Annotated in this window: 24 protein-coding genes and 2 pseudogenes; 15 read left to right on the top strand and 11 right to left on the bottom strand. The window is 51.9% G+C overall.

Annotated features, from left to right (window positions below; genetic code table 11):
- Positions 1 to 12: 12 nt before the first annotated feature.
- From AC0YNW_RS13900 to gyrA, 5 genes are read left to right on the top strand one after another with little or no spacing between them, the layout of a single operon-like run.
- Positions 13 to 843 carry a GDSL-type esterase/lipase family protein gene (locus AC0YNW_RS13900; protein WP_475832495.1) on the top strand — a complete coding sequence of 277 codons (831 nt, stop codon included), beginning with the start codon at positions 13 to 15 and terminating at the stop codon, positions 841 to 843.
- Between the two features lie 19 nt (positions 844 to 862).
- Positions 863 to 1,807 (top strand): ABC transporter ATP-binding protein, encoded by a 945-nt coding sequence (locus AC0YNW_RS13895; protein ID WP_387473539.1) that lies wholly within the window; start codon positions 863 to 865, stop codon positions 1,805 to 1,807.
- Positions 1,800 to 2,786, top strand: coding sequence for an ABC transporter permease (locus AC0YNW_RS13890; protein ID WP_475832494.1), 987 nt, complete (start codon positions 1,800 to 1,802; stop codon positions 2,784 to 2,786). The genes AC0YNW_RS13895 and AC0YNW_RS13890 overlap by 8 nt, the downstream gene beginning before the upstream one ends.
- 57 nt (positions 2,787 to 2,843) lie before the next feature.
- Complete coding sequence (parE, locus tag AC0YNW_RS13885) at positions 2,844 to 4,814, top strand: DNA topoisomerase IV subunit B (protein WP_387473534.1); 1,971 nt, start codon at positions 2,844 to 2,846, stop codon at positions 4,812 to 4,814.
- A 12-nt stretch (positions 4,815 to 4,826) separates the two neighbouring features.
- The gene (gyrA, locus tag AC0YNW_RS13880) at positions 4,827 to 7,289 is read left to right on the top strand and encodes a DNA gyrase subunit A (RefSeq protein WP_387473532.1); all 2,463 of its coding nucleotides are present in this window, start codon (positions 4,827 to 4,829) and stop codon (positions 7,287 to 7,289) included.
- Here the strand turns inward: gyrA and AC0YNW_RS13875 are convergent.
- The gene (locus AC0YNW_RS13875) at positions 7,270 to 7,437 is read right to left on the bottom strand and encodes a hypothetical protein (RefSeq protein WP_387473530.1); all 168 of its coding nucleotides are present in this window, start codon (positions 7,435 to 7,437) and stop codon (positions 7,270 to 7,272) included. The two genes, gyrA and AC0YNW_RS13875, sit on opposite strands and share 20 nt — an antisense overlap.
- A 211-nt stretch (positions 7,438 to 7,648) precedes the next feature.
- Here AC0YNW_RS13875 and AC0YNW_RS13870 point away from each other — a divergent pair, with 211 nt between their 5' ends.
- A complete protein-coding gene (locus AC0YNW_RS13870; RefSeq protein ID WP_387474270.1) occupies positions 7,649 to 8,056 on the top strand; it encodes a MarR family winged helix-turn-helix transcriptional regulator in 408 nt (135 codons plus the stop codon).
- A gap of 36 nt (positions 8,057 to 8,092) precedes the next feature.
- On the opposite strand, the gene AC0YNW_RS13865 is transcribed toward AC0YNW_RS13870, so the two are convergent.
- From AC0YNW_RS13865 to AC0YNW_RS13855, 3 genes are all read right to left on the bottom strand, one after another.
- A complete protein-coding gene (locus tag AC0YNW_RS13865) occupies positions 8,093 to 9,334 on the bottom strand; it encodes a CapA family protein (RefSeq protein ID WP_475832493.1) in 1,242 nt (413 codons plus the stop codon).
- A 67-nt stretch (positions 9,335 to 9,401) separates the two neighbouring features.
- The gene (locus AC0YNW_RS13860; RefSeq protein ID WP_475832492.1) at positions 9,402 to 10,109 is read right to left on the bottom strand and encodes an RluA family pseudouridine synthase; all 708 of its coding nucleotides are present in this window, start codon (positions 10,107 to 10,109) and stop codon (positions 9,402 to 9,404) included.
- On the bottom strand, positions 10,109 to 10,975 hold the full coding sequence (locus AC0YNW_RS13855) for a class I SAM-dependent methyltransferase (RefSeq protein ID WP_475832699.1): 867 nt from the start codon (positions 10,973 to 10,975) through the stop codon (positions 10,109 to 10,111). Before AC0YNW_RS13855 ends, AC0YNW_RS13860 begins: the two co-directional genes overlap by 1 nt.
- A 95-nt stretch (positions 10,976 to 11,070) precedes the next feature.
- On the opposite strand from AC0YNW_RS13855, the gene AC0YNW_RS13850 reads away from it, so the two are divergent.
- The 3 genes from AC0YNW_RS13850 to AC0YNW_RS13840 all read left to right on the top strand — a co-directional run bounded on the left by AC0YNW_RS13850 (position 11,071) and on the right by AC0YNW_RS13840 (position 12,314).
- Positions 11,071 to 11,727, top strand: coding sequence for a phosphatase PAP2 family protein (locus AC0YNW_RS13850; protein WP_475832491.1), 657 nt, complete (start codon positions 11,071 to 11,073; stop codon positions 11,725 to 11,727).
- Positions 11,724 to 11,918 carry a hypothetical protein gene (locus AC0YNW_RS13845; RefSeq protein ID WP_475832490.1) on the top strand — a complete coding sequence of 65 codons (195 nt, stop codon included), beginning with the start codon at positions 11,724 to 11,726 and terminating at the stop codon, positions 11,916 to 11,918. Before AC0YNW_RS13850 ends, AC0YNW_RS13845 begins: the two co-directional genes overlap by 4 nt.
- 66 nt (positions 11,919 to 11,984) lie before the next feature.
- The gene (locus tag AC0YNW_RS13840) at positions 11,985 to 12,314 is read left to right on the top strand and encodes an antibiotic biosynthesis monooxygenase (RefSeq protein ID WP_387473518.1); all 330 of its coding nucleotides are present in this window, start codon (positions 11,985 to 11,987) and stop codon (positions 12,312 to 12,314) included.
- A 62-nt stretch (positions 12,315 to 12,376) separates the two neighbouring features.
- On the opposite strand, the gene AC0YNW_RS13835 is transcribed toward AC0YNW_RS13840, so the two are convergent.
- The 4 genes from AC0YNW_RS13835 to AC0YNW_RS13820 form a co-directional block, all read right to left on the bottom strand.
- On the bottom strand, positions 12,377 to 12,718 hold the full coding sequence (locus tag AC0YNW_RS13835; RefSeq protein ID WP_475832489.1) for a hypothetical protein: 342 nt from the start codon (positions 12,716 to 12,718) through the stop codon (positions 12,377 to 12,379).
- 212 nt (positions 12,719 to 12,930) lie between these two features.
- Positions 12,931 to 14,283, bottom strand: coding sequence for a lytic polysaccharide monooxygenase (locus tag AC0YNW_RS13830; protein ID WP_475832488.1), 1,353 nt, complete (start codon positions 14,281 to 14,283; stop codon positions 12,931 to 12,933).
- Positions 14,284 to 14,847: 564 nt separating this feature from the next.
- Positions 14,848 to 15,948: a nitric oxide synthase oxygenase gene (locus AC0YNW_RS13825; protein WP_475832487.1), complete on the bottom strand. Its 1,101-nt coding sequence runs from the start codon at positions 15,946 to 15,948 to the stop codon at positions 14,848 to 14,850.
- A gap of 106 nt (positions 15,949 to 16,054) precedes the next feature.
- The gene (locus AC0YNW_RS13820) at positions 16,055 to 17,308 is read right to left on the bottom strand and encodes a serine hydrolase domain-containing protein (RefSeq protein ID WP_475832486.1); all 1,254 of its coding nucleotides are present in this window, start codon (positions 17,306 to 17,308) and stop codon (positions 16,055 to 16,057) included.
- A 318-nt stretch (positions 17,309 to 17,626) separates the two neighbouring features.
- On the opposite strand from AC0YNW_RS13820, the gene AC0YNW_RS13815 reads away from it, so the two are divergent.
- The 4 genes and pseudogenes from AC0YNW_RS13815 (at position 17,627) to AC0YNW_RS13800 (ending at position 19,258) form a co-directional block, all read left to right on the top strand.
- Positions 17,627 to 18,184, top strand: a complete 558-nt coding sequence (locus AC0YNW_RS13815) for a TetR/AcrR family transcriptional regulator (RefSeq protein WP_475832485.1) — start codon at positions 17,627 to 17,629, stop codon at positions 18,182 to 18,184.
- Positions 18,181 to 18,506, top strand: a pseudogene (locus tag AC0YNW_RS13810) (DMT family transporter). Before AC0YNW_RS13815 ends, AC0YNW_RS13810 begins: the two are co-directional and overlap by 4 nt.
- A gap of 12 nt (positions 18,507 to 18,518) precedes the next feature.
- Positions 18,519 to 18,872, top strand: coding sequence for a DMT family transporter (locus AC0YNW_RS13805; protein ID WP_475832484.1), 354 nt, complete (start codon positions 18,519 to 18,521; stop codon positions 18,870 to 18,872).
- Complete coding sequence (locus tag AC0YNW_RS13800) at positions 18,869 to 19,258, top strand: VOC family protein (RefSeq protein ID WP_475832483.1); 390 nt, start codon at positions 18,869 to 18,871, stop codon at positions 19,256 to 19,258. The genes AC0YNW_RS13805 and AC0YNW_RS13800 overlap by 4 nt, the downstream gene beginning before the upstream one ends.
- A 119-nt stretch (positions 19,259 to 19,377) precedes the next feature.
- Here the strand turns inward: AC0YNW_RS13800 and AC0YNW_RS13795 are convergent, their stop codons facing one another.
- Together AC0YNW_RS13795 and AC0YNW_RS13790 are read right to left on the bottom strand one after the other, a co-directional pair.
- Positions 19,378 to 19,890, bottom strand: coding sequence for an SRPBCC domain-containing protein (locus AC0YNW_RS13795; protein WP_475832482.1), 513 nt, complete (start codon positions 19,888 to 19,890; stop codon positions 19,378 to 19,380).
- A 16-nt stretch (positions 19,891 to 19,906) separates the two neighbouring features.
- Positions 19,907 to 20,236, bottom strand: a complete 330-nt coding sequence (locus AC0YNW_RS13790) for an ArsR/SmtB family transcription factor (RefSeq protein WP_387473493.1) — start codon at positions 20,234 to 20,236, stop codon at positions 19,907 to 19,909.
- A gap of 166 nt (positions 20,237 to 20,402) precedes the next feature.
- Between AC0YNW_RS13790 and AC0YNW_RS13785 the strand changes: the two are divergent.
- Positions 20,403 to 20,570: pseudogene (locus tag AC0YNW_RS13785) on the top strand (ATP-binding cassette domain-containing protein); the annotation flags it as partial.
- 144 nt (positions 20,571 to 20,714) lie between these two features.
- Here AC0YNW_RS13785 and AC0YNW_RS13780 read toward each other — a convergent pair.
- Positions 20,715 to 21,050, bottom strand: coding sequence for an antibiotic biosynthesis monooxygenase family protein (locus AC0YNW_RS13780; protein WP_475832481.1), 336 nt, complete (start codon positions 21,048 to 21,050; stop codon positions 20,715 to 20,717).
- A gap of 105 nt (positions 21,051 to 21,155) precedes the next feature.
- Between AC0YNW_RS13780 and AC0YNW_RS13775 the strand changes: the two genes are divergently transcribed.
- Positions 21,156 to 21,824 carry an NAD-dependent epimerase/dehydratase family protein gene (locus tag AC0YNW_RS13775; protein WP_475832480.1) on the top strand — a complete coding sequence of 223 codons (669 nt, stop codon included), beginning with the start codon at positions 21,156 to 21,158 and terminating at the stop codon, positions 21,822 to 21,824.
- Positions 21,825 to 22,032: the final 208 nt, after the last annotated feature.

Genomic DNA, 22,032 nt, shown 5'->3' with positions numbered 1-22,032 from the left:
GGAGGGGCGAATATGAAGAGAACCCGAATACTGTGGGGCTGGATTGCAGCTTGCTCCCTCCTGTCGACGGGAGTGCTAGTGACGGGGCTGGGCATTGTAATCAGCGATATGCTGATTGCCCCCGCGGTCTTGGCCCAGAGGCCGGCTCCTGATGGTACATCCCAGCCTCCTCCGGGGCATGAGGCATCTCTCGCAGACCTAAAGGAGATTCGAATCGTTGCACTAGGCGATTCATTGACGAAAGGCACCGGGGATGAGACGGGCAAGGGATACGTGCAGCATGTGACTGACGGATTGAAGAAGAAATACGATAAGCCGGTGCAAGTCTTGAACAACCTGGCAGTGAATGGGATGCAGGCATCTGAGCTTGTGGAGCGCTTATCCGAGGATTCCGGCTATCAGTATGCGGTGAAGCAAGCCAATCTGATTCTCTTCACGATTGGGGGCAATGATCTGTTCCTGTCTGCCCGTGCAAGGATGGCTCAGAAGGAATGGAAGACGCTGGGCGTTGACGGGCTGGCACAGGGAATTGAGGAGGCTTTGGAGCGCTTCCGCCGCATCGCAGATACGCTGCATCGCTTGAATCCCGCAGCAAAAGTCGTTTATATGGGACTCTATAATCCCTTCTATGATTTGGACAACCTCAGGGGGGCGAGCATAAGTATGCAAGAATGGAATACGGGGACTTATGCGGCTATTCATCCTTACCCCAATATGATGATGGTGCCAACCTTTGATTTATTCGAAGGTCGTATCGGGGACTACTTGTCGTCGGATCATTTTCACCCGAATCGCAAGGGCTATGAGCGGATTGCCGGCCGTATGCTGGAGTCGCTGGATTGACGAAAGGAGGAAGGCTTGAATGGAAGGAAATGATGTGCCCGTTCTTCGAGTGAAGAATCTGCATAAATCGATTCACGGCCGTGTGATCGTCGAGCAGATGAGCTTTGACATCCAAAAAGGAGAGAAATTCGGCTTTCTCGGTCCCAATGGAGCGGGGAAAACGACGACAATCCGCATGCTCGTCGATCTGATCAAGCCGACAGGCGGCACCGTTGAAATTTGCGGGCATAACGTCCAGCGCCGCCCGGAGCAGGCGCTTCGGCATGTTGGCTGTATCGTTGAGAATCCGGAGGTGTACAGCTATATGACAGGCTGGCAGAACCTGGAGCATTTTGCGCGTATGGCAGAGGGAGTGGGTGCGGATCGTATTCAGGAGGTAACGGCAATCGTCAAGCTGCAGGATCGCATTCATGATAAAGTAAAGACATATTCCCTCGGCATGCGTCAGCGGCTTGGCATTGCTCAAGCGCTGCTTGGGCGGCCTAAGCTGCTTATACTCGATGAGCCGACCAACGGACTGGACCCGAAAGGGATAAAGGAGCTGCGGGCATTCGTGCACAGGCTTGCGGAGCAAGGCATTAGCCTGCTTATCTCCAGTCATATGTTAAGCGAGATTCAAATGCTGTGCGAAAGAGTGCTTATTATGGACCGCGGGAGAATAATCGCCACAGGCAAAATCGAGGAGTTGATTCAAGGCGCTTCCGGATATGTCTATTGGCAGTTCGTCAATAGGGATGAGGGCGCGGCTGAGCTAGGCAGGGACCCTCGCATTCAGATTCGGAGCGGGACCATAGCCGATAGCCAGCCGGCGGATATCGTCGTTGCGGCGATGCCGGAGACAATCATTGCGGACACAGTCGAGAGGCTGTCGGCCAAGGGAATTGGCATAACAGCGGTCTATCAGGCGGAGCCGACGCTGGAAGAGCTCTTCTTGGCGCTGACAGGGAGCGATTCTCTTGCTTAAGCTGGCGGGGCTAGTTCAGAATGAGGCGCTTAAGCTGTGGCTGAAGAAGCGTTTTATCGTTATCGTCCTTATTCTGTTGATTCTTATACCGGTATTTACTTATGCCGAGCATAAAGTCGTAAGTAATCAAGCTGAGCACTTTGCGGATTGGCGCAACCAAATTCTACAGCAAATTGCGGATATGGAGAACACGCTCGCTAGCGACCGAATTCCGGAGGATTGGAAGCGCGGCCGACGGATCGCCGTCCAGCAGCTTCACTATTATCTGGATCATGACATTAATCCCAGCGAGCCGAGCGGCGTACAATTCACGCGGGAGTGTCTGGGCAATTCGATCACGCTATTCATTCCGATGCTGGTGCTGGCGATCGGCTCGGACATCGTCTCGGGCGAGAGGACAAGCGGTACCATTAAGATGCTGCTGACGAGACCGGTGAAACGGTGGAAGATCTTATTCAGTAAACTTTGCGCTCTGACGTTTTATGTTTCATTAACCATTGCGGTAACGGTTATATTGTGTTACCTTATATCCGGCTTTGTTTTTGGTTACGGAGGCTGGACGGCACCGGTATTGACCGGATTTCGGATCGAGGGATCGGCCATCGACAGCTCGGCGGTCCATGCGGTACCGCAATGGCGGTTTTTACTTATGGAGGCTGGGCTAAGCTGGTTCTCCGCTATGACCGTCGCCGCGCTTGGCCTTATGGTAAGCGTACTGATTCGCAGTACGGCGGCCAGCTTGGTAACGATGATGTCGGCGATCATTGCCGGTACGATTTTGTCCTCTATGTCCTCTTCATGGAGGAGTGCGAAATATTTATTTTCGGTCAATCTGAAGCTGACCAGCTATCTGGAAGGAACTCCGCCGCCCATTGAGGGCATGACGCTTCCTTTTTCTTTGGCCGTACTGGCTCTATGGGGAGCTGCGGGATTGATCGTTTCGTTTCGCGTCTTTACGAAAGGGGACATCTTGAATTAAAATAGCTTGAAGATATGAGAACGAGACTTAAAAGCAGATACGGATTGGGGGAAGCTCATGGCTGAGCAAATGGATTTTCTCGCAGGCACAGCGGCCGCAGACCGAAACTATGAGGCCGATGATATACAGGTATTAGAAGGCTTGACTGCTGTACGCAAGCGGCCGGGCATGTACATCGGCAGCACCAGCACGTCGGGCTTGCATCATCTGGTATGGGAAATCGTCGATAACGCGGTGGACGAGCATCTGGCAAAGTTCTGCTCCGCGATGGACGTGACGCTGCACAAGAACGGCTCCATCACTGTCCACGACAACGGGCGCGGAATTCCGACCGGCATGCATAAGACCGGTATTCCAACGCCGCAAGTTGTTTTCACGATTCTGCATGCGGGCGGCAAGTTCGGCGGCGGCGGATATAAGAAATCCGGCGGTCTTCACGGCGTTGGCGCTTCGGTAACAAATGCGCTGTCGGAGTGGCTGGAAGTTGAAATTTACCGCGATGGAAAAATACATAAAATGCGCTTCGAATACTGGATCGACGACAAAGGCAAAGAGCATGTCGGCGAGCCGGTAACGGGACTTGAGATTATCGGCAATACGAACCGGACAGGAACGAAGGTGACGTTCAAGCCGGACGCACGTGTCTTCCAGACCGGAACATCCTTTAACTATGACACGCTCGCTGAGAGGCTGCAGGAGATTGCGTTCCTGAACTCGGGGCTGAAAGTGACGATCAAGGACGATCGCAGCGGCAAAACCGATGTTTTCCATTATGAGGGCGGCGCAAGCCAGTTCGTTCAATATTTGAATGAAAACAAGACGGTGCTGCATGAGGTCATCCACTTTGCCGGCGACCGCGATGATATCGAGGTTGAGGTCGCTTTGCAATACAATGACGGCTATACGGAGACGATCGCTTCGTTCGTTAACTCCATTCCGACCAGAGGCGGCGGCACGCATGAGACGGGCTTCAAGACCGCTTATACGCGCGTCATGAACGATTATGCCCGCAAAGCTGCGCTGCTCAAGGAGAAGGACAAGAATCTGGAGGGCAACGATCTTCGCGAAGGCATGATGGCGGTCATCAATATTAAGATGTCTGAGGTGGAATTTGTCGGACAGACGAAGGATCAGCTCGGAAGCGCTTCTGCGAGAAGCGCAGTCGACGCGGTCGTAACCGACAAGATGCAGGTTTTCCTAGAGGAGAATCCGCAGATTGCCCAGTCGCTGCTGAAGAAAGCGGTACAGGCATCCAAGGCGCGTGAAGCGGCCCGGAAGGCGCGCGAGGAAATCCGCAGCGGCAAGAAGAAGAGCGAAAGCTCCAATCTGGGCGGCAAGCTGACGCCTGCGCAGTCGAAGGACTATACGCGCAACGAGCTGTTCATCGTGGAAGGCGATTCCGCTGGAGGCTCTGCGAAGCAAGGCCGCGACTCCAAGCATCAGGCGATATTGCCGCTTAAGGGCAAGCCGATGAACCCGGAGAAGGCGAAACTGGCCGATATTCTGAAAAACGACGAATACAAGGCGATTATCTCTGCAATTGGAGCCGGTGTTGGTCCGGAATTCGAGGCGGAGGAGAGCAACTATAATAAAATTATAATTATGACGGATGCGGATACGGACGGTGCGCATATTCAAGTATTGCTGCTGACGTTCTTCTATCGTTATATGAAGCCGCTGATTGATACCGGCAGAATCTATATTGCTCAGCCTCCCCTTTATAAGATCACAAGAAAATCAGGCAAGCTGGAGACGATTCGTTATGCTTGGACGGACGAGCAGTTGCAAAATTATTTGAAGGAATACGGCAAAGGCTACGAGCTTCAGCGGTATAAGGGACTTGGCGAGATGAACCCGGATCAGCTATGGGAGACGACGATGAATCCGGAATCCAGAACACTGCTGCAAGTACAGATTGAGGATGCGGCCAAGGCGGAACGCCGCGTATCGACGCTTATGGGAGACAAGGTCGATCCTCGTAAGCGCTGGATCATTGAAAACGTAGACTTTACCGAATATGAAGAATAGGGGGGAGCAAGCATGAGTATCCTGGAACAATTCCTGCCGGCGTTCCTTGAGGAGGTCGTAGGCGACCGCTTCGGACGTTATTCGAAATACATCATACAGGATCGCGCGATCCCCGACGTACGAGACGGGCTCAAGCCCGTACAGCGCCGCATTCTGTACGCGATGTACGATTCAGGCAATACGCCGGACAAGCCGTACCGGAAATCGGCCAAAACCGTTGGCGATGTGATGGGCAACTACCATCCGCACGGGGATTCTTCGATTTATGAAGGTATGGTGAGAATGGCCCAGCCATGGAAGATGGGGCATCCTCTGGTCGACGGTCACGGCAACTGGGGCTCGCAAGATGATGATCCAGCTGCGGCGATGCGCTATACAGAGGCGCGGCTGTCCAAGATTGCGATGGAGCTGCTGCGCGATATTGATAAGCGGACCGTCCAATTCAAGGACAATTTCGACAATACGACCAAAGAACCCGTTGTATTGCCATCCCGATACCCCAACCTGCTGGTTAACGGGGTAAGCGGTATTTCCTCTGGATTTGCGACAGAGATCCCTCCGCATAACCTGCGTGAGGTGATTGATGCCTGCATTACGTATATGATGAAGCCGAATTCCACGCTTGAGGATTTGATGACAATCGTCAAAGGACCTGACTTCCCGACGGGCGGTCTGATCATGGGCGAGGAAGGCATCCGCGATGCGTACTCTACGGGCAAAGGCCGCATCTACCTTCGCTCCAAGACAGCAATCGAGGATATGCGCGGCGGCAAGCAGCAGATCGTCATTACGGAGATTCCGTATCAGGTCGTGAAGTCGCGTCTCGTGACAGCGATGGAGACGATTCGTCTGGAGAAGAAGATCGAAGGCATTGCGGAAGTGCGGGACGAGAGCGGCCGTAATGGTCTCCGTATCGTCGTAGAGCTGAAAAAAGAAGCTGATGCGAACGGAATATTGGCTTATTTGCTTAAGAAAACCGATCTGCAGGTTACATACAACTTCAATATGGTTGCCATCGTGAATAAGGCTCCGCAGCAGCTGGGACTTCTCCCGATGCTGTCAGCATACATTGACCATCAGAAGGAAGTTGTTACCCACCGCACGAAGTACGAGCTGGAAAAGGCGGAAGACCGTGCGCATGTGGTGGAAGGGCTTGTCAAAGCGCTTAATATCTTGGATGAGGTTATCAACACGATTAAAGCGTCCAAAAACCGTGCTGACGCCCAGGACAACCTGATTGCGAAGTTTGGCTTTACTGAACGCCAGGCCGATGCAATTCTAACGCTCCAGCTCTACAGACTGACGAATCTGGAGATTACGTCGCTGGAGAAGGAATTGAAGGAAGCGCAGAAGAAAATTGCTTACCTGCGTTCCATTCTGGAAAGCGAGAAGAAGCTGATTGGCGTAATCCGTGATGAGCTGGTCGAGATCCGGGACAAATACGGGGTCGACCGCAGATCGGATATTCAGGGCGAAGTGGAAGAGCTGAAGGTGAATCTGGAGGTTCTGGTTACGCCTGAGGATGTGCTTGTGACGCTTAGCCAAGACGGCTATATGAAGCGGACCAGCATGATGTCCTTTACCCGCTCGGGCGGCGAGCTGGACAGTGCAGGCGTGAAGGACGGGGATGTCATTCGGGATTTGCTGCAAGTGAATACGATTGATAATTTGCTGCTGTTCACCCGTAAGGGACAATACTACTTGCTGCCTGTGCATCAAATACCGGATTTCAAGTGGAAGGATACCGGCACGGCAGTCGTGAATATTATTCCTCTGCCGAAGGATGATGCGATCATCAGCGTCATACCGATCAAGGATATAGCGGAATCGGGCTTGTCGCTTGTATTCGTGACGAAGCGCGGTCAAGTGAAGCGAACGGAGCTGAAGGAGTATGCGACGACGCGCTCAACTGCCGTCGCGGCTTGCAAGGTTGCAGATGGCGACGAGGTCATCAGCGTTACGGTTAGCGACAGCCAGAAGCAGCTGCTGCTTGTCTCTCGCAACGGTATGAGTATCCGCTTCGCGGAGATGGAAGTGAATCCGATGGGCCGCGTAGCGGCTGGCGTAAGAGGCATGCAGTTGAAGGATGATGATGAGCTGGTCTCTGCGCTTTGGGTGTCGGATGATGAGGGAGAAGTGCTTGTCATCTCCGATATCGGATATGCGAAGCGATCTCTGCTGCTGGATTATCCGATTCAGGGCAGAGGCGGACGAGGCGTTCAGACGTTCGAATTCAAGGAAGGCAAGCGAGTACGGTCCAATGGCGACAAGCTGGCGGCTGCCTACTATTGCAGACAGCCGATTGAGATTGTGGCGCTTACATCAGGAGGCGCTAAGCTGACGCTGAATTCGGAGAAAGCGCCTATCGATGAACGCAAGTCAGTCGGCAAGGGACTGCTGTCGGTAGAGAAGAACGACAGTATTGTGACGACATTTGTTCGCAACGTGCCGGAGCTTAGTCAAAAGGCCGATTAGGCGGGTCGAGCCGTTCAATTAATTCAAGGAAGGCTTCCAGCATGACCCACATTGGCACAAGCTCATCCGGGCGGTCAAGCCAATGTGGGTCTTTTATGATGCCGTAAGTGCGTATGCGCTCCATGACTTCAGCCTTTCTGGTGTCCATAGGGATCACGCTCCTTCTTATCGTCAGGGTTAGTGGAATTTCGCCCGTGAAGCTGGGCTGTCGCCACATTATATGTCAATTGCTGTCAAACGGTTCGCTATTATAGCGATTAATGACGCAAACTATTAATTGGGTTAACCTTTTATTCGACATGAGCAATTGCTATAATAGACATAGAAGAGGTTAATAGGACAGAAAGCGGGTGGGAAGTTTGATTTCTGAAGATTTTACTCGGGTGTGGACGAAGCTGTCGCGCGAGTGGAAGATCAATCTGGAGCAGGCGCTTGCTCCGCTCACAGAAGGTCAGCTGAATGTACTGGAGCTTCTGCTGGAGTCTCAGCCGATGAAACCGTCTGATCTTATTCAGTTTTTGTCCACGACGCCGGCCGCCATTACGACGCTGCTGGACAGGATGGAGAGAGGCGGGCTCATCGCTCGCACGAGAGACGATAACGATCGCCGCATTGTATGGATATCGGTGACGGAGAAAGGGCTGTCGGAAGCCGAGCGCGGGCGGGGCATACGCAATGGCATGATCGAGCATTCGCTTGATCGCATCTCCACTCATAATCAGCAATTGCTAGTCTATCTGCTGGGCAAAGTCGCCAATTCATCATAAGCAGGGCCGCTTCCATCATGGAAGCGGCCCTATTTGTTATTTCATAGATTCCAATCGCTGCAGGAGCATATCGAAGTCCTTTTGCATTTGATCATATTCCCCTGCTTTCAGCAAGCTGTCGCTTCTCGCGGCAAGCGTCTCTTCCACGGGAAGAATGCGATAGCGGAAGGAACGGTCAGGTTTGTAACGGTGTACCCAAGTTGGGATAGCTTCGATCTCGGTCAGTGTGGTGATATCTTCGGTTACATTTTTACGGACACCGACCTTGAAGATGACGCCGTAATCCTTGGAATCCCCCCGCTGATTGGAGATGAAGTTGCCCATGGAATAGATGATGAGCGAACGTTTCTCGTTGCCGTTATCATCGTGGCCTTCGATTACCTCATAGGGCTGGATCACGTGAGGATGAGCACCGGCAATAATGTCGGCGCCGGCTGCTACGAGCGACCTTGCCAGCGTCTTCTGACTCTCCGATGGAGTAGTCTGATATTCATTGCCGAAGTGAAGAGCGACTGTAACAAGGTCGGCTCCGTTCTGTTTCAAACGGGCAATGTCTGCTTTGATTTTCTCTTCGTCGATGAGGTTGACGAGATAAGGCTTGCCTTGCGGGATTGGAATGCCGTTGGTGCCGTAGGTGTATGCAAGAAGCCCCATACGGATACCATTCTGCTCCGCGATGATTAGCGCATCGCCTTCTTCCTGCGAAGAAGCGGTGCCGATCGCTTGCAGATCAAGCTCCTTCAGATGCTCAAGCGTCCGCAGCAGCCCTCGCTCGCCTTTGTCCAGGGAATGGTTGTTTGCCGTGGAGAGGAGATTGAAGCCGGCGTTCTTCAACGCCTCCGCAAGCTCGTATGGCGCATTAAAGGTTGGATAGCCGGAATAGCCGAAGTCTGCACCGGCAATCGGCGTCTCCAAATTGGCCATAATCCAGTCGCCTTTGCTTAGAATGTCCTTCACTTCCGCAAAAAACGGATTGAAATCATACACGCCAAGCTTGGCGTCATATGCGCCAGGCAGCTGCGGTGAATGGCTCATAATGTCTCCGACGCCAACCCAGACTGCTTCCGTGAACACCGGCTCAGGCGTCGGCGTCGGTTCCGGCGTAGGAGGCGGGGGAGTGGCTGCGGCTTCCGAGGGGGCAGCGGATACCAGCCCTTCATTGCCTACCTTGTCAGTGGCGATTTTGTCACCTATCGTTTGAGCTAGCAGATACAGAATAATGATGGATAGAACACTTAATAGAAGAATGACGGGAATTAAGACGGTCTTGCGTCGCATAAGGCTTATACTCGTCCTCTCATAATCAATGGGAAGCCGGCTCTAGCCTGGACTTCCCATTGATGTGTTAGATATAAAGTTTGGCTGCGTACGCCAGTTGGTCTTGCTCCCACCAGCTCCAGGGAGCAACCGCCTCCGGCAAGGAATGAAAGACAACCTCCTCCTTGGAGATGGGATGGGGAACCGCAACGGAGGTTGACCAAAGCCCGATATTCGTAACACCGGGCTGCTTGGCTGCGCCATACTTCAAATCCCCGACAAGCGGACAGCCAATATGGGCCAACTGTGCGCGGATTTGATGCGACCGGCCCGTATGGAGCTTAACGGCAATTAAGCTGAATCGTTCATGAACCGCTACAACCTTGTACTCCAGTATCGCTTCCTTCGCATCCACTTCAGGCTTTTCGAATACGGTAACCTGATTGCGCTTCTGATCCTTCCAGAGATAATGCTTTAAGGTGCCTGCAGGGGACGCTGGGACGCCTTGTGCGACGCACATATAGGTTTTGCCGAAGGTACGGCTGCGTACCGCTTCGGACAGCCTGGAGGCCGCTTTGGACGTCTTAGCGAAGATCATGGCTCCACCGACCGGGCGGTCCAGCCGGTGAACGAGACCGAGAAAAACATTGCCGGGCTTGCCATGCCGCTCCTTCAGATCCGCTTTCAGCAGCGTAAGCATATCCGGATCGCCCGTTTCATCCTCTTGCGAGGGCACCCCCGGCGGCTTCACGACTGCAAGCAAATGATTGTCTTCATATAATACGGGGATCCGCATTAGTTGGACTCCCAGCGACCCAGAATGCCGCATGGCAGATTAAGGCCGGATCTCGTAATTGGCAATCCGATCTCGCCGCAGCTGATTGTGCCTCCGTACTTGGCATTCATGGTCATATGAAGCATGTTATGAAGAACGGTAGGTGACAGGCCAGTCGTATACGAATTGATGAGCAGGAATAACGGGTTGTCCGACAGGATCGTTGTGCAGGATTGAAGGAAGGGATACAGATTCTCCTCCAGCTTCCATGTCTCGCCGTTCGGTCCGCGTCCGTAGGAAGGCGGGTCCATAATGATCGCATCGTATTGGCGCCCGCGGCGCTGCTCACGCTGGACGAACTTGAATACATCGTCCGTAATGTAACGGATCGGCGCCGATTCAAGGCCCGACAGCTGCGCATTCTCCTTCGCCCACTGCACCATGCCTTTGGCAGCATCGACATGGCATACGTCAGCGCCGGCTTTGGCTGCAGCTACCGTAGCACCGCCGGAGTAGGCGAACAGATTCAAGACGCGAATCGGCCGGCCGGCATTGCGGATCTTGTCCATCATCCAGCTCCAATTGACCGCTTGCTCCGGGAACAAGCCGGTATGCTTGAAACTGGTTGGCTTTATATGAAAGGAGAGTTCTCCATAGGTAATGGTCCATCTCTCCGGCAGCGTTGCCGACATCTGCCACTTGCCGCCGCCAGAAGAACTCCGGTGATAGTAGCCATCCGTTTTATTCCAAGGTCCTGATTCATCTGCAATCGGCCAAATAATCTGAGGGTCCGGCCGGCGAAGGACGTAATTGCCCCAACGCTCCAGCTTATCGCCTTCTCCTGTATCAATAACTTCGTAATCTGTCCATTTATCTGCTATGTACATCATTTCTCTTTCCTTCCTTGACTCTAGTCTTGTCACATCTTAATATCATCGATTATTATAACGAAGCAGGGAAAACTAAGCAATGAAACTTACCCATGGAGGCGGTATTTATTCGCAAGGAACGGAACTGTTGGTTAATCATGCTGATCATCGGCATCACCGGATTTGTCTTTGCAGCCATAACGGTGCCGGATAACGGAGGTCACCTCCTCGACCAATGGGCACATGATGGATTAACGGAGTGGAGGAGCGAGGGACTTACGACTCTGTTAAAAGGGATGTCCTTGCTTGGTTCAACCGCTGTCATTGTCGCGATCACACTTATCGCAGCAGGCTGGTTTGGATATCGTTATGCTTGGCGGTATGCCGGCATGCTGATCGGCAGTGTGTTAGCCGGATATCTTATCAATACTTTACTGAAAAATGGGTTCGGTCGCGTGCGTCCCGATACCGCATGGGAATTAACGGCGGATGGGGCCAGCTTTCCAAGCGGCAACGCCATGCTTGGCATGGTGATGTTCGGTATGATTTTGATTATACTCCTACAAGAGAGCAGATGGAGCGGAGGGGCAAAATCGGTCATTGCCGTCATTCTCGCTCTGCTGATCGTATTGATGGGAGTAAGCCGTATTTATTTTCACGTTCATTACCTATCAGATGTGCTCGCCGGTTATAGCGCGGGGTTGACCGTGATCGCGGTTACGCTGCTGCTGGCCAATATCCGGGGACGCAAGAGAGGAGCTTATTCATGATACATATGGAATGCGAATGCGGCAATCGGACTAATTTATTCGCAACGGGTGACCGGGACGAGCATGGCCGGGAATATATCGAGCTTGAAGATGATGACCGTTTCAGCTTTGTTATTGGGGAAGACAGCATTGTGTTCAAATGTTCGTTCTGCGGCTATCGGTATCGACTGAAGCACTATGAAGCACAATGAATAAGATGTTGACATTGATAATCGTTATCGATATGATGAAAAGAAAACGATAACGAAGGTGATTCCATGTTCATCCAATTGAGAACAATTGTTGTAGAGCCAGGTCATGCGGAGCAGGTTGCAGAGCGCTTCGGCTCCACCGGCGCGATTGATGAGATGCCAGGTTTGGTCGACCGGACCGTGATGGTCAGCCGCAAAAATAAAGAATCAGAAGAAGTTATCGCCATGATCCGTTGGGAATCCGAGGAAGCATGGAAAAACTGGGAGAAGAGTCCTGCCCATATTGCCGGACACCGCGAGAAGCGTAACGATGCGCCTCCTAGCTATATCCTTAGCACCACTGTGAAAATGTACGATGTCAAAAAAGTAATTGCCGGCTCCGCAGCTGGCGTATAACACTAGGTCATAAAGGGACAAGGGCTGGCTTGCGACGATGGTCGCGGGCCAGCCCTTGCCGTTTAGTAACAATAATATTTCTCCCATAGCTTCCATGAGTCGCTCTCATGCTGCTTCCACCAACTGAAGTCATTCCACCAGCTGCGGTCGTTCAGCCAGTCCCAGAGGCCCCCCTTGCTGCCCTTCTTGTCGTTGTAATGCTTGTTATAGTCGTATGTATCTTCCTTCTTGTCTTTGCTGTTGGAGCCCCCTAAGAAGGAGAAGAGGGAGGAGATAGAGGCTAGCAATCCTTTGTTCCGATCGTCATCATAGCCGGATGACTTGCCGGAGGCGAAGGCGGATGCCGGGAATGCAAGCAAGGTGAGGAGCGTGGCGCATGCGATGACCCGTTTCAAGGTTTTCAACTGGATCCACTCCCTAGTACAATATAGAGAATTCATGTGTTCTCTATAAAGAATATACCGCAACAACTTTGAATTGTAAACGGTTTTTTGGGACTATAGTCCAGCGCTTGTAGGGCAAAGGAGAGGGGGACAAAAAAACAAGCTGATACCGATAGGGATCGGCACCAACTTGTTGTGAGCTTAGCGAACTAGATGTTGCGCTCTGGCAAGGATTAAGGAATGACTTTCCATACATCGCCTGCAGGAGTACCAGGGATGTTGTTAAGCGTCCACCATTTTGCTTCATAGTTCACGCCGTTATATGTTACTTTGTCTCCGCCAACATAGACTTGTGTCGAGCTCCAAGCCGGGAATGTTGATGGTGCGGAAGGCGTAGTTACGCTTACTGCGTTGCTTGCAGCGGATACGTTACCTGCAGCATCTACTGCTTTGACGGTGAACGTATAAGCTGTGTTCGCGGACAGGCCAGTTACCAGGTATTCAAGCGTGGAGCCGGAAACCGTAGCAACCAGAGTTGTGCCGCGGAAAATTTGGTAGCCAGTTACGCCGACATTGTCTGTCGATGCGCTCCACATCAGAGGTACGGAGTTTTGGGTTGCGCTGCCCATGACATGAAGTCCGCCTGGAGCAGTAGGCGCAACCGTATCCGGTCCGGAGATGTTCGAAGTTGTGAAGGTAATGATGGAGCTCGCGTTGGATACATTACCGGCCGCATCAAATGCTCTAACGGTAATATTGTAAGCCGTATTGGCGGATAGTCCCGTCAAATTATACGTTAGCGCGCCAGTCGTGGAACCGATTTGAGTCGCTCCGTTGAAGATCCGGTAGCCGGCTACACCGACGTTGTCAGTGGAAGCGGACCAGGATACAGTAGCGCTAGTCGCAGTAACATTGGAAGCGCTTAAATTGGACGGAGCAGTAGGAGCTGTTGTGTCGCCATTGCTCGTTCCGCTCAAGTTTACGTCAATCGCGTTGTAGAAAGCGTTTACCGTATTGTCGATATCCCATACTGCCAGGATCACATGGTATCCGGAGCGGTCAGTTGGAACGTTACAAGTATGGGAATAGCTCATCGGAGGCTGGGCGCCGCCGTAGTTCACCGTACAGAACGGAGTGGACTCGAATTGGTCACGAGTCAGCGGGGAGTTTGGATTCCAGTTTGCTTTTGTAATGAAGTAGCGGAAGGATGTTGTTGCATGGTTAGCTGTGAATTTCCATGTAAACGTTTGCTGTCCGCCGGAGAGTGCAACTTTGCTCCAACGTGTGCTGGATTGCTCGTCAAGCTTAGGGAATGCGCCGCCTGCGCTAGCGATTTTGCCATCTGCAGGACCTGCTGCCGGGAAGCCCTTTGGCGCTTCCAAGCTTTGCGGTTCGTACACAATCGCGCCACAGTCCGTATTTACGCCGTTTTTGCAAAGTATAGCTCGGCTTCCTGGTGATTCAACATAGCCGTGAGCGGATACTCTGTCGGCCATAATTGTCATGATTGCCACCAGAACGAGTGCGAAGCCGCTAACGAGCAAAGCCTTTACGAATAGTTGACGCGGGTTTTGAAGCAGTGTCATTGGTAGATAACCTCCTAATAGTGATAGAGTAGAGCGATTAGACCATTATGCGGTTCTAGTTGATGACATTGCAGGTACTGCCGTGAATCTTAGGGAAGCTTAAATAACCTAAATATTCCGATAACGTATAAGGCGATCTCCTTTCTCTTGAGGTTTTATATAAACTCAAAGAAGAGCTTATACACGCATGTGAAAAAGCCGTCAGTTCGTCTTGGATGCAAGTTGTTGATGGTAAAAGGTTGGTTGTTGATTGAAGTTGCAGGTGAAACGCAGTGAATGAATCAAAATTCAGATCGAAGGAATTGCAAGCGCTTTTGCAATCATATGATTGGACTTGGGAGCGGTCAATCGGGTGATCGTTAAGGATTTGTTGAAGATGTGTCTAGTATAGGGGAATAATCGGAGATTGTGGAGGGGAATTATTATTTTAATCAAATTTTCCCCCTATTTCATCATTTTTAATGAGGTTTAATTTCAATATTACGAATATTTCTTGCAAATTGTGTAAATTTACTAGTATTTGTATCATGTCTTGTCCTAAAAGAGGAGGCCCCGTAAAGGGCCTTACGACTTATTTTGATAAAAAAATTGGGGTGAAACGATGTGATCCTCATAGTGCTGATGGAAGATATGCGTCGTCGCAGGGGAGAGCGGCGGAACAAGCCATGACCAGCGGCCTGTCACCTCTCGGCGGCTTTCCCGTTCATTGCGCTCGAAGCGCATAAATTGCTGGGCTGCGGTATGATGGTCAACGATCGTAACGCCGTGAGCCTTATAAGAATGGAGAACGGCGACATTCAACTCCACCAGCGCCTTGTCCTTCCAGAGCGAGGCGTTGCTGGAGGTATCCAGCCCCATCAGCCGGGCGACGTCGGGAAGCATGTTGTAACGATCCTTGTCAGCCAAGTTGCGGGCGCCGATCTCTGTACCCATATACCAGCCGTTAAACGGAGCCGCTGTGTAATGAATGCCCCCGATCTCCAGCAGCATGTCCGACACGAAAGGTACGGCATACCATCTCAACCCTAGCTCTTCGAAAGCGGGTATATCGGGATGGGAGAGGGGCACTTCGAGCGTTAGCTCTTTCGGTATATTATACCATTTTTTCTCACTGTTGCCTATGCTGAGAACAAGCGGCAGAATATCGTGTGGTGTGCCGGCCCCTTGCCATCCAAGCTCCTGGCACAGCCTGGTGAAGGAGACGGAGGCGGGGTCTCCAACCGTAGTACCATCATCCGATTCATACCCTGCATAACGGATCAACTGATGGTTCCAGATGCGCGGAGGATGCGCCGGGAACCCGGTCGAAGCCGGGAAGACGGTAATGAATGGCCGGATCTTGCCGCCGTTTGTTGCGGAGCTGATATGCTGCCAGATCGCCTCAGCCATCTCATCAGTCGTACCGGCATGCCGGGCGTCGATGACGGAAAGGTTGTCCCAGAACAGCCGCCCGATGCACCGGTTGCTGTTGCGCCATGCCATCTTGGCGCCGTGCGCCAGCTCTTCAGGCGTATGCTTATAATGATCTTGTTGCATAATCTCCGCTTCGACTTCATGTAGACGAAGGCTGATGTCTTGCGCGGACTTGCCAAGCTCCCCGTAGCATCGGCGGATGAAGGCGGTCGCATGCTCCAAGAGGTCTTGCTGTATGCTCGTGACGTTCATGCTGGTTCTCTCCCGTACCGGAATGTTATGGCCTTATTATAGCAAGATTGCATCGAAGACAAACCGGGCACATGTGAACAATGTATGACCCGAACAATGCAGTCGGTCAGGCGCGTTTCTTCATCCCCAAAAAAGACCATACTCCGTCATCCTTCCGCTTGAAGGCATAGGAGAGATCATGCCAGCTATGCCGGAACTCTGCCGGCGATACCGGATACAGCACATGCTTCTCCCGGTTGTTCCATACAAAGAAATAGCCGCCCGCATCCGAGTCTACTTCCGCTTTGCAGCCAAAGCCTTCATAGACGCCCTTCAGCAGCTCAAATTCCTCCGGCTTCATTGGATAGCGAGGAGGCTGCTCGGGCACGATCGCCTCTTCGCCAAGCATCAGATCGGCCAGGGAGCCAGCAAGCTTCGTCGACGGGACAAAATCGTAATTGGTAAGCAGGATGACCGTTACGCCATCATCGGGATAGCGGTGCAGCTCGCTCCTGAAGCCGCGATAAGCTCCGCTATGGGAGATTCTTCTCCGATCGTGCTTCCTGTCCAGGAACCAGCCCAGCTCATAGCCGTCTTCTGTAAAATCGAACATTTGGTCCGTCAGCTCCTTGCTGATCAGCCGGCTGCTGCTCAGCGCTTGATCCCACTTGAGCAAATCCGCGGCGGTCGCATACATGCCTCCGGCCGAAGTAACGGTGCTCATATCGATATACTCCGCAGGCGCAAGCTCTCTTTCGCTGGAGGAATAAGGGGATGCGATATTCGGAATGACGCTTCGTCCGTTGTTCACGCCTGTATGATGCATGCCGAGCGGCTGCAGGATACGCGAAGCGACGAAGGATTCAAAGGACATGCCAGATACTCTCTCGATGATAAGGCCTAATACAAAGTAACCTGTATTATTGTAGGCAAACGATTCGCCAGGCGGGTAATCGAGCGGCTTGTCCTGCAACAGAGCCAGCGTCCGCTCCACGTCCAGCGGCCATTTGTTCTGGTGCGCATTGTACTCCGGCATGTTCGTAAAGTTAGGCAGCCCGGAGCGATGCTGCAATAGATGACGAATGGTCATCGGCCCAAAGGTCTTGAACGACGGGACATAATCACTGACAGGGTCATCGAAGCGGAGCAGGCCTTCCTCTGCCAGCATCGCAACCGCCATTGCGGTGAAGGATTTGGTGATGGACCATATGCCGAATTTCGTATCCGGTTGAATGGGGATGCCATGCTCTGCGCTTGCGTAGCCGAATGATTGGTCATAGACAGGCTCATCGTGGAGAGCAATCAGAATTCTGCCGCTGAATGGATACAGATCGGTGTAGGATTTCATATAGGCTGCTAATTTATGGTGTATGATTGTCATCTTGTTTAACTCCCTTCAGAAGGCTATTCTACCATATGGCCAATAGCTGGCACACGGTTTTCCGGGCGGATGAAAGGCCTGGAATTATAATAGAAGTCCGCGACCTGCAGCGGGGTCGTCGGACTCTCTTCCATGGACAGTGGTCAAGCAGGAGGGAAGTCCAAGCCGTATCGCGGATTCGTGAAGCAGGGGCGGCTACTTCCATAAGTTATTGGGCCGTTCATGAAGCATGAAATAATTGTTTGACACAAAACCGTCCAGACGGTATATTAAAAATAAAAACCGTCTAGACGGTACATATTCGGGAGGGGGATTCGGATGAGCGCGAAGGCAAGTTCCAAACGCGAACATATTTTGAAATCTGCGATGCAGTTAATCTTAACGGTCGACTTCAACGGATTGACGCTTGATGCGGTAGCAAAGGAAGCGGGCGTCAGCAAAGGCGGCTTGCTGTATCACTTTCCGAGCAAGGATGCGCTGCTGCAGGGGATAACCGTTCATATCTTTGACCAGTTCACGGAGATGTTCCATTCTTATGCGGATGAAGACAGTCGTGAGCACGGCAAATGGTGCAGAGCGTATATACAAGCCTCAAGACAAGACTTGAAGAAGCATGGTGGCATTCTGAACGTCGGCGTGATGTCGGCGGCGCTGCTTGAACCGGTCTTTGTCGAGAGCATGAACAACAACTATGCTTATTGGTTCGGAAAACTGAGCGAGGACGCGCTTGATCCCGTTGTCGTTAATCTGATCCGTCTCACGATAGACGGACTGTATTATTCCGATATGTACAAGCTCAAACCGCTGGACGATGCGGCGCTGGACGCGGTGATCGAGCGGCTGTTGAAGCTGACAGAAGAAGGTGAGACCCTATGAATCCTTACATCCTGCTCATGCTCGCAATTGTAAGCGAGGTATTCGGGAGCTCTATGCTTAAATTGTCAAAAGGTTTTCGAAATGGCTGCCGAGCCTCGGCGTGTTGCTGGGAATGGGCTCCGCCTTCTTCTTCCTGTCGCAGACGCTAAAGGAGCTGCCGCTTGGCGTTGCATATGCCATTTGGTCCGGCATTGGCACAGCCTTAACTGCTGTGGTTGGCGTCGTGTTATGGAAGGAAGCGCTGAATGTAAAGAAGGTGCTTGCCATCGTATTGATTATTGCGGGCGTTATCTTAATGAAGCTGTCTACGGACATGAGCTGAGGGGGACTCATCATGAATAAAGGGTATGTAGCGTTATCTGTATCCATCTTATTTGAAGTGTTCGGTACGACCATGCTGAAGCTGTCGCATGGATTTACGGAATTGCTGCCGTCCATTGGCGTCCTGATTGGCTTTGGCGTCGCTTTCTACAGTCTGTCCATCTGCCTGCGTACCATTCCGCTGTCGATGGCTTATGCCATTTGGTCGGGAGTAGGTACGGCATTGACGGCGCTCATCGGCGTTATTCTATGGCGAGATCCATTTAATATGCTGACCCTGTCCGGCTTTGCGCTTATTGTAGGCGGGGTGGTGCTGCTGCACGCATCCGATTCGGCACCGAAGCCGGCGAGGGGAGAAGCGGCATGAAGGCGCAGCTGACGGTTGTTACATTGATTACGAGCGATGTGCCGGGTATGGCTCGCTTCTACAGGGAAGCGCTAGGCTTCACGATAGCGGTCGATACGGAGCATTATGCTGAGCTTGAAAACGAAGGCACGCGGTTTTCTTTAAGCTCAAGAGAGCTGATGGCAGAGCAGAGCGGAGGGCATCCGTCTTATGTGATTCCGCAGTCCGGACAAGCGGTGGAGCTGTGCTTCCGTCTGGAATCGCCCCAGTCGGTCCGCTCTGCCTATACCCATCTCTTGTCATGCGGCGCTGGGGCGGTCAAGGAACCGGCAGTCATGCCATGGGGACATACAACCGCTTTTTTCGCTGATCCGGAAGGGAATATTCATACGATATATGCGGAGTAGGAGTTCAGAGGCGCCGCAACGATGGCTTGCAGCTTGTCGAAGGGGTATAGTTGGTGAGACATCACAAAGGGCAGTTCCAGATCGCTAGCGGTCTGGAACTGCCCTTTTCTTTCATCTGATTAGCCTTTGATACGGTCCAGATGCTCTTCCAGACGATCCATCGTCTCGGAGAAGCCATACTCCATACCCATATCCAGCACGGTTTGAAGCGCTTCGGCAGAGACATAGCGGGCAATATTGATCAGCTTCGTGCATCCGTCCTGCTCCTCGAATATGAGCGTAATATCCGAAGACGGCATGTCCTCAGGCACATTGCCTTCGGCATCGGAGAAGTAATCCGTATATTCGATCTTCTCGTCTTGCACAATCGTGCTGTAGATGCCTTTGCCCCATGATTCCATACCGTAGAAGTCGCCTTGATTGCGATCAAGACACTTCATGCAGTAATGCCATACGCCGCCCGGGCGAAAATCGAGATGGCATACGGTTACCTCCCATCCGCGAGGCCCCCACCATTGCTTGATGTGTTCCGCATCGGAGTATACCTGGAATACTAGATTGCGCGGCGCATTGAATTCGCGCTCGATCGTCAGTACATTGCCGTCTACTTTGGTCATCATTTTGTTTGTCATGGGTAACGCCTCCTGATTAATGGTTGTCTTTTGGTTTGGATTGCAGAAATGCCAAGTATTGATCGAGATTGTCGTAGCGCTCGTTCCAAAGCCGGCGGTAGGAGTCGAGCCATTCGTCCAGCTCGCGAAGCGGTTCCATCCGCAGTCCATAATGCCTGCGATTGGCTTCTGCCTGCACCTCGACGAGCCCCGCCGCAAGCAATACGCGGAGATGCTTGGAAGCTTGCGGCTGCCTAAGCGACAGCTGCTCCGCAATATCACCCACGGACAGAGGGCCATCCATTAACAGCTCTACAATTTGCAGGCGGTTCGGCTCGGCCAGTGCGCTGAATGTCGTCGTATCCATAATCCGACTTCACTCACCTCTTTTCTAGGACTAACTTGTTCTTATTGTGATTACAATATACCTCGTAAGGAATATTCCTGTCAAGGAATATTGTTGTCAAGAGATCGTAAGAATTATCCATTACACTATCATCTTGATTCATAAAGGAGAACGCGTTTATGACGATTTGGAGACGATAGCCTTGTCGAACAAATACGGTAGAGGAGCCCAAAGCGTGGCGGCTTTGAATGACGTGAACATGGAAGTAGAGGAAGTCGCATTTGTTGCCATTGTAGGCACCTCGGGAAGCGGCAAGTCTACGCTTTTACATATGCTTGGAGGACTGGACCCTCCATGTTATCTCTTATCCAGAATAGCTCTCAGCATGGAGGCAAAAAGAAACCGCATCTTGGAAAATGGAGATTGACCTGCCATTTTCAAGTAGTGCGGTTTCTTTGTACATCCATATACTAAGGTTCTGCTGTTGTCATAGGCATGACTATCGTTCGTCAGAGCCATACTCCCGCTCAACCTTGCAGATCTTGACAGAATAATGTTTATACCAGTCCAGCTTGCCCTTCTCCTGGGCGATCAGATGAGCCTCGTTCGCCTTCCAGTTGCGGATGGCTTCAAGGCTTTCCCAGTAGGATACGGTTATGCCGTCGCCCGATGCGTCTCTGACGCTGTCGACTCCGATATATCCGGGCTGGCGGGAAGCGAGCTCAACCATCCGGTCCGCCATATGACCGTAGCCGTTGTCTCCCTCCGTACGCGTGCTGGTGAATATGACCGCATAATACGAGCTGTTGCCTTCATGATGACGTACTGATTCCATGCCTGAAGTCCTCCTTGGTTGAAGCGTATGAATAGATAAGATTATACTCAAATTAGAGCGCAATGAAAACCAGCATTCATATCAATGGGACAGGACGGTGCGAGGATGAAAGTGATCATAACAGGAGCAACCGGCATGGTCGGCGAAGGCGTGATGCATGAATGTCTCCTTCACCCCGATGTATTGGAGATTCTGCTTCTTAGCCGAAAGCCAAGCGGCGTCGTTCACGCCAAAGTGAAGGAGCTTGTTCATGACGATCTTCTTCAGCTGGAGCCCCGCGCAGGGGAGTTTGCAAGCTATGATGCCTGTTTTTACTGCCTCGGCATATCTTCTGTAGGCAAGAACGAAGCCGACTATACGAGAGTTACCTATGATTTGACGCTGCATGTAGCCCGTATCCTCTCTGAGCAAAATCCGGAGATGGTATTCTGCTACGTGACCGGAGAAGGAACCGACAGCTCCGAGAGCGGCAGAAGCATGTGGGCGAGAGTGAAGGGCAGGACAGAGAATGCCTTGTTGAAGCTTCCGTTCAAAGGAGCTTATATGTATCGTCCCGGCTATATTCATCCTACGAAAGGCTTGGCCCATACGCATGGCTACTATAAGCTGCTGGGAGCGCTGTATCCCATTTTGCGCAGGCTAATGCCGCGCCATGTCACGACGCTTAAGGAACTCGGGTTATCCATGATTCATATTGCGCAGAACGGATATGACAAGACGATAGTGGATAACTTATCTATCGCCAAGCTGGCTAAGTCGAACAAAACTGGATGAATGATAGCAAATGATTCAAAACATGAGTTGGACGACTAGCGCAAGCCAGAGCTGAATGTAGGTGCTTTGGCTTGTTTTTTTTTTATCGGAATGCGTGAATCTTCGAAATATGTAGTTAGGAGCACGGCGAACCGCTATGGAAACGGAAGAGAAGGGGATAAGCATACAAGCCCTGAACCGGATCACTCCGGTTCAGGGCTTGCTTGTT

The sequence above is a fragment of the Paenibacillus sp. J31R120 genome (genome assembly GCF_056269225.1).
The sequence above is the reverse complement of the archived record's forward strand: the minus strand, read 5'-3'. Positions and strand labels throughout refer to the sequence as shown.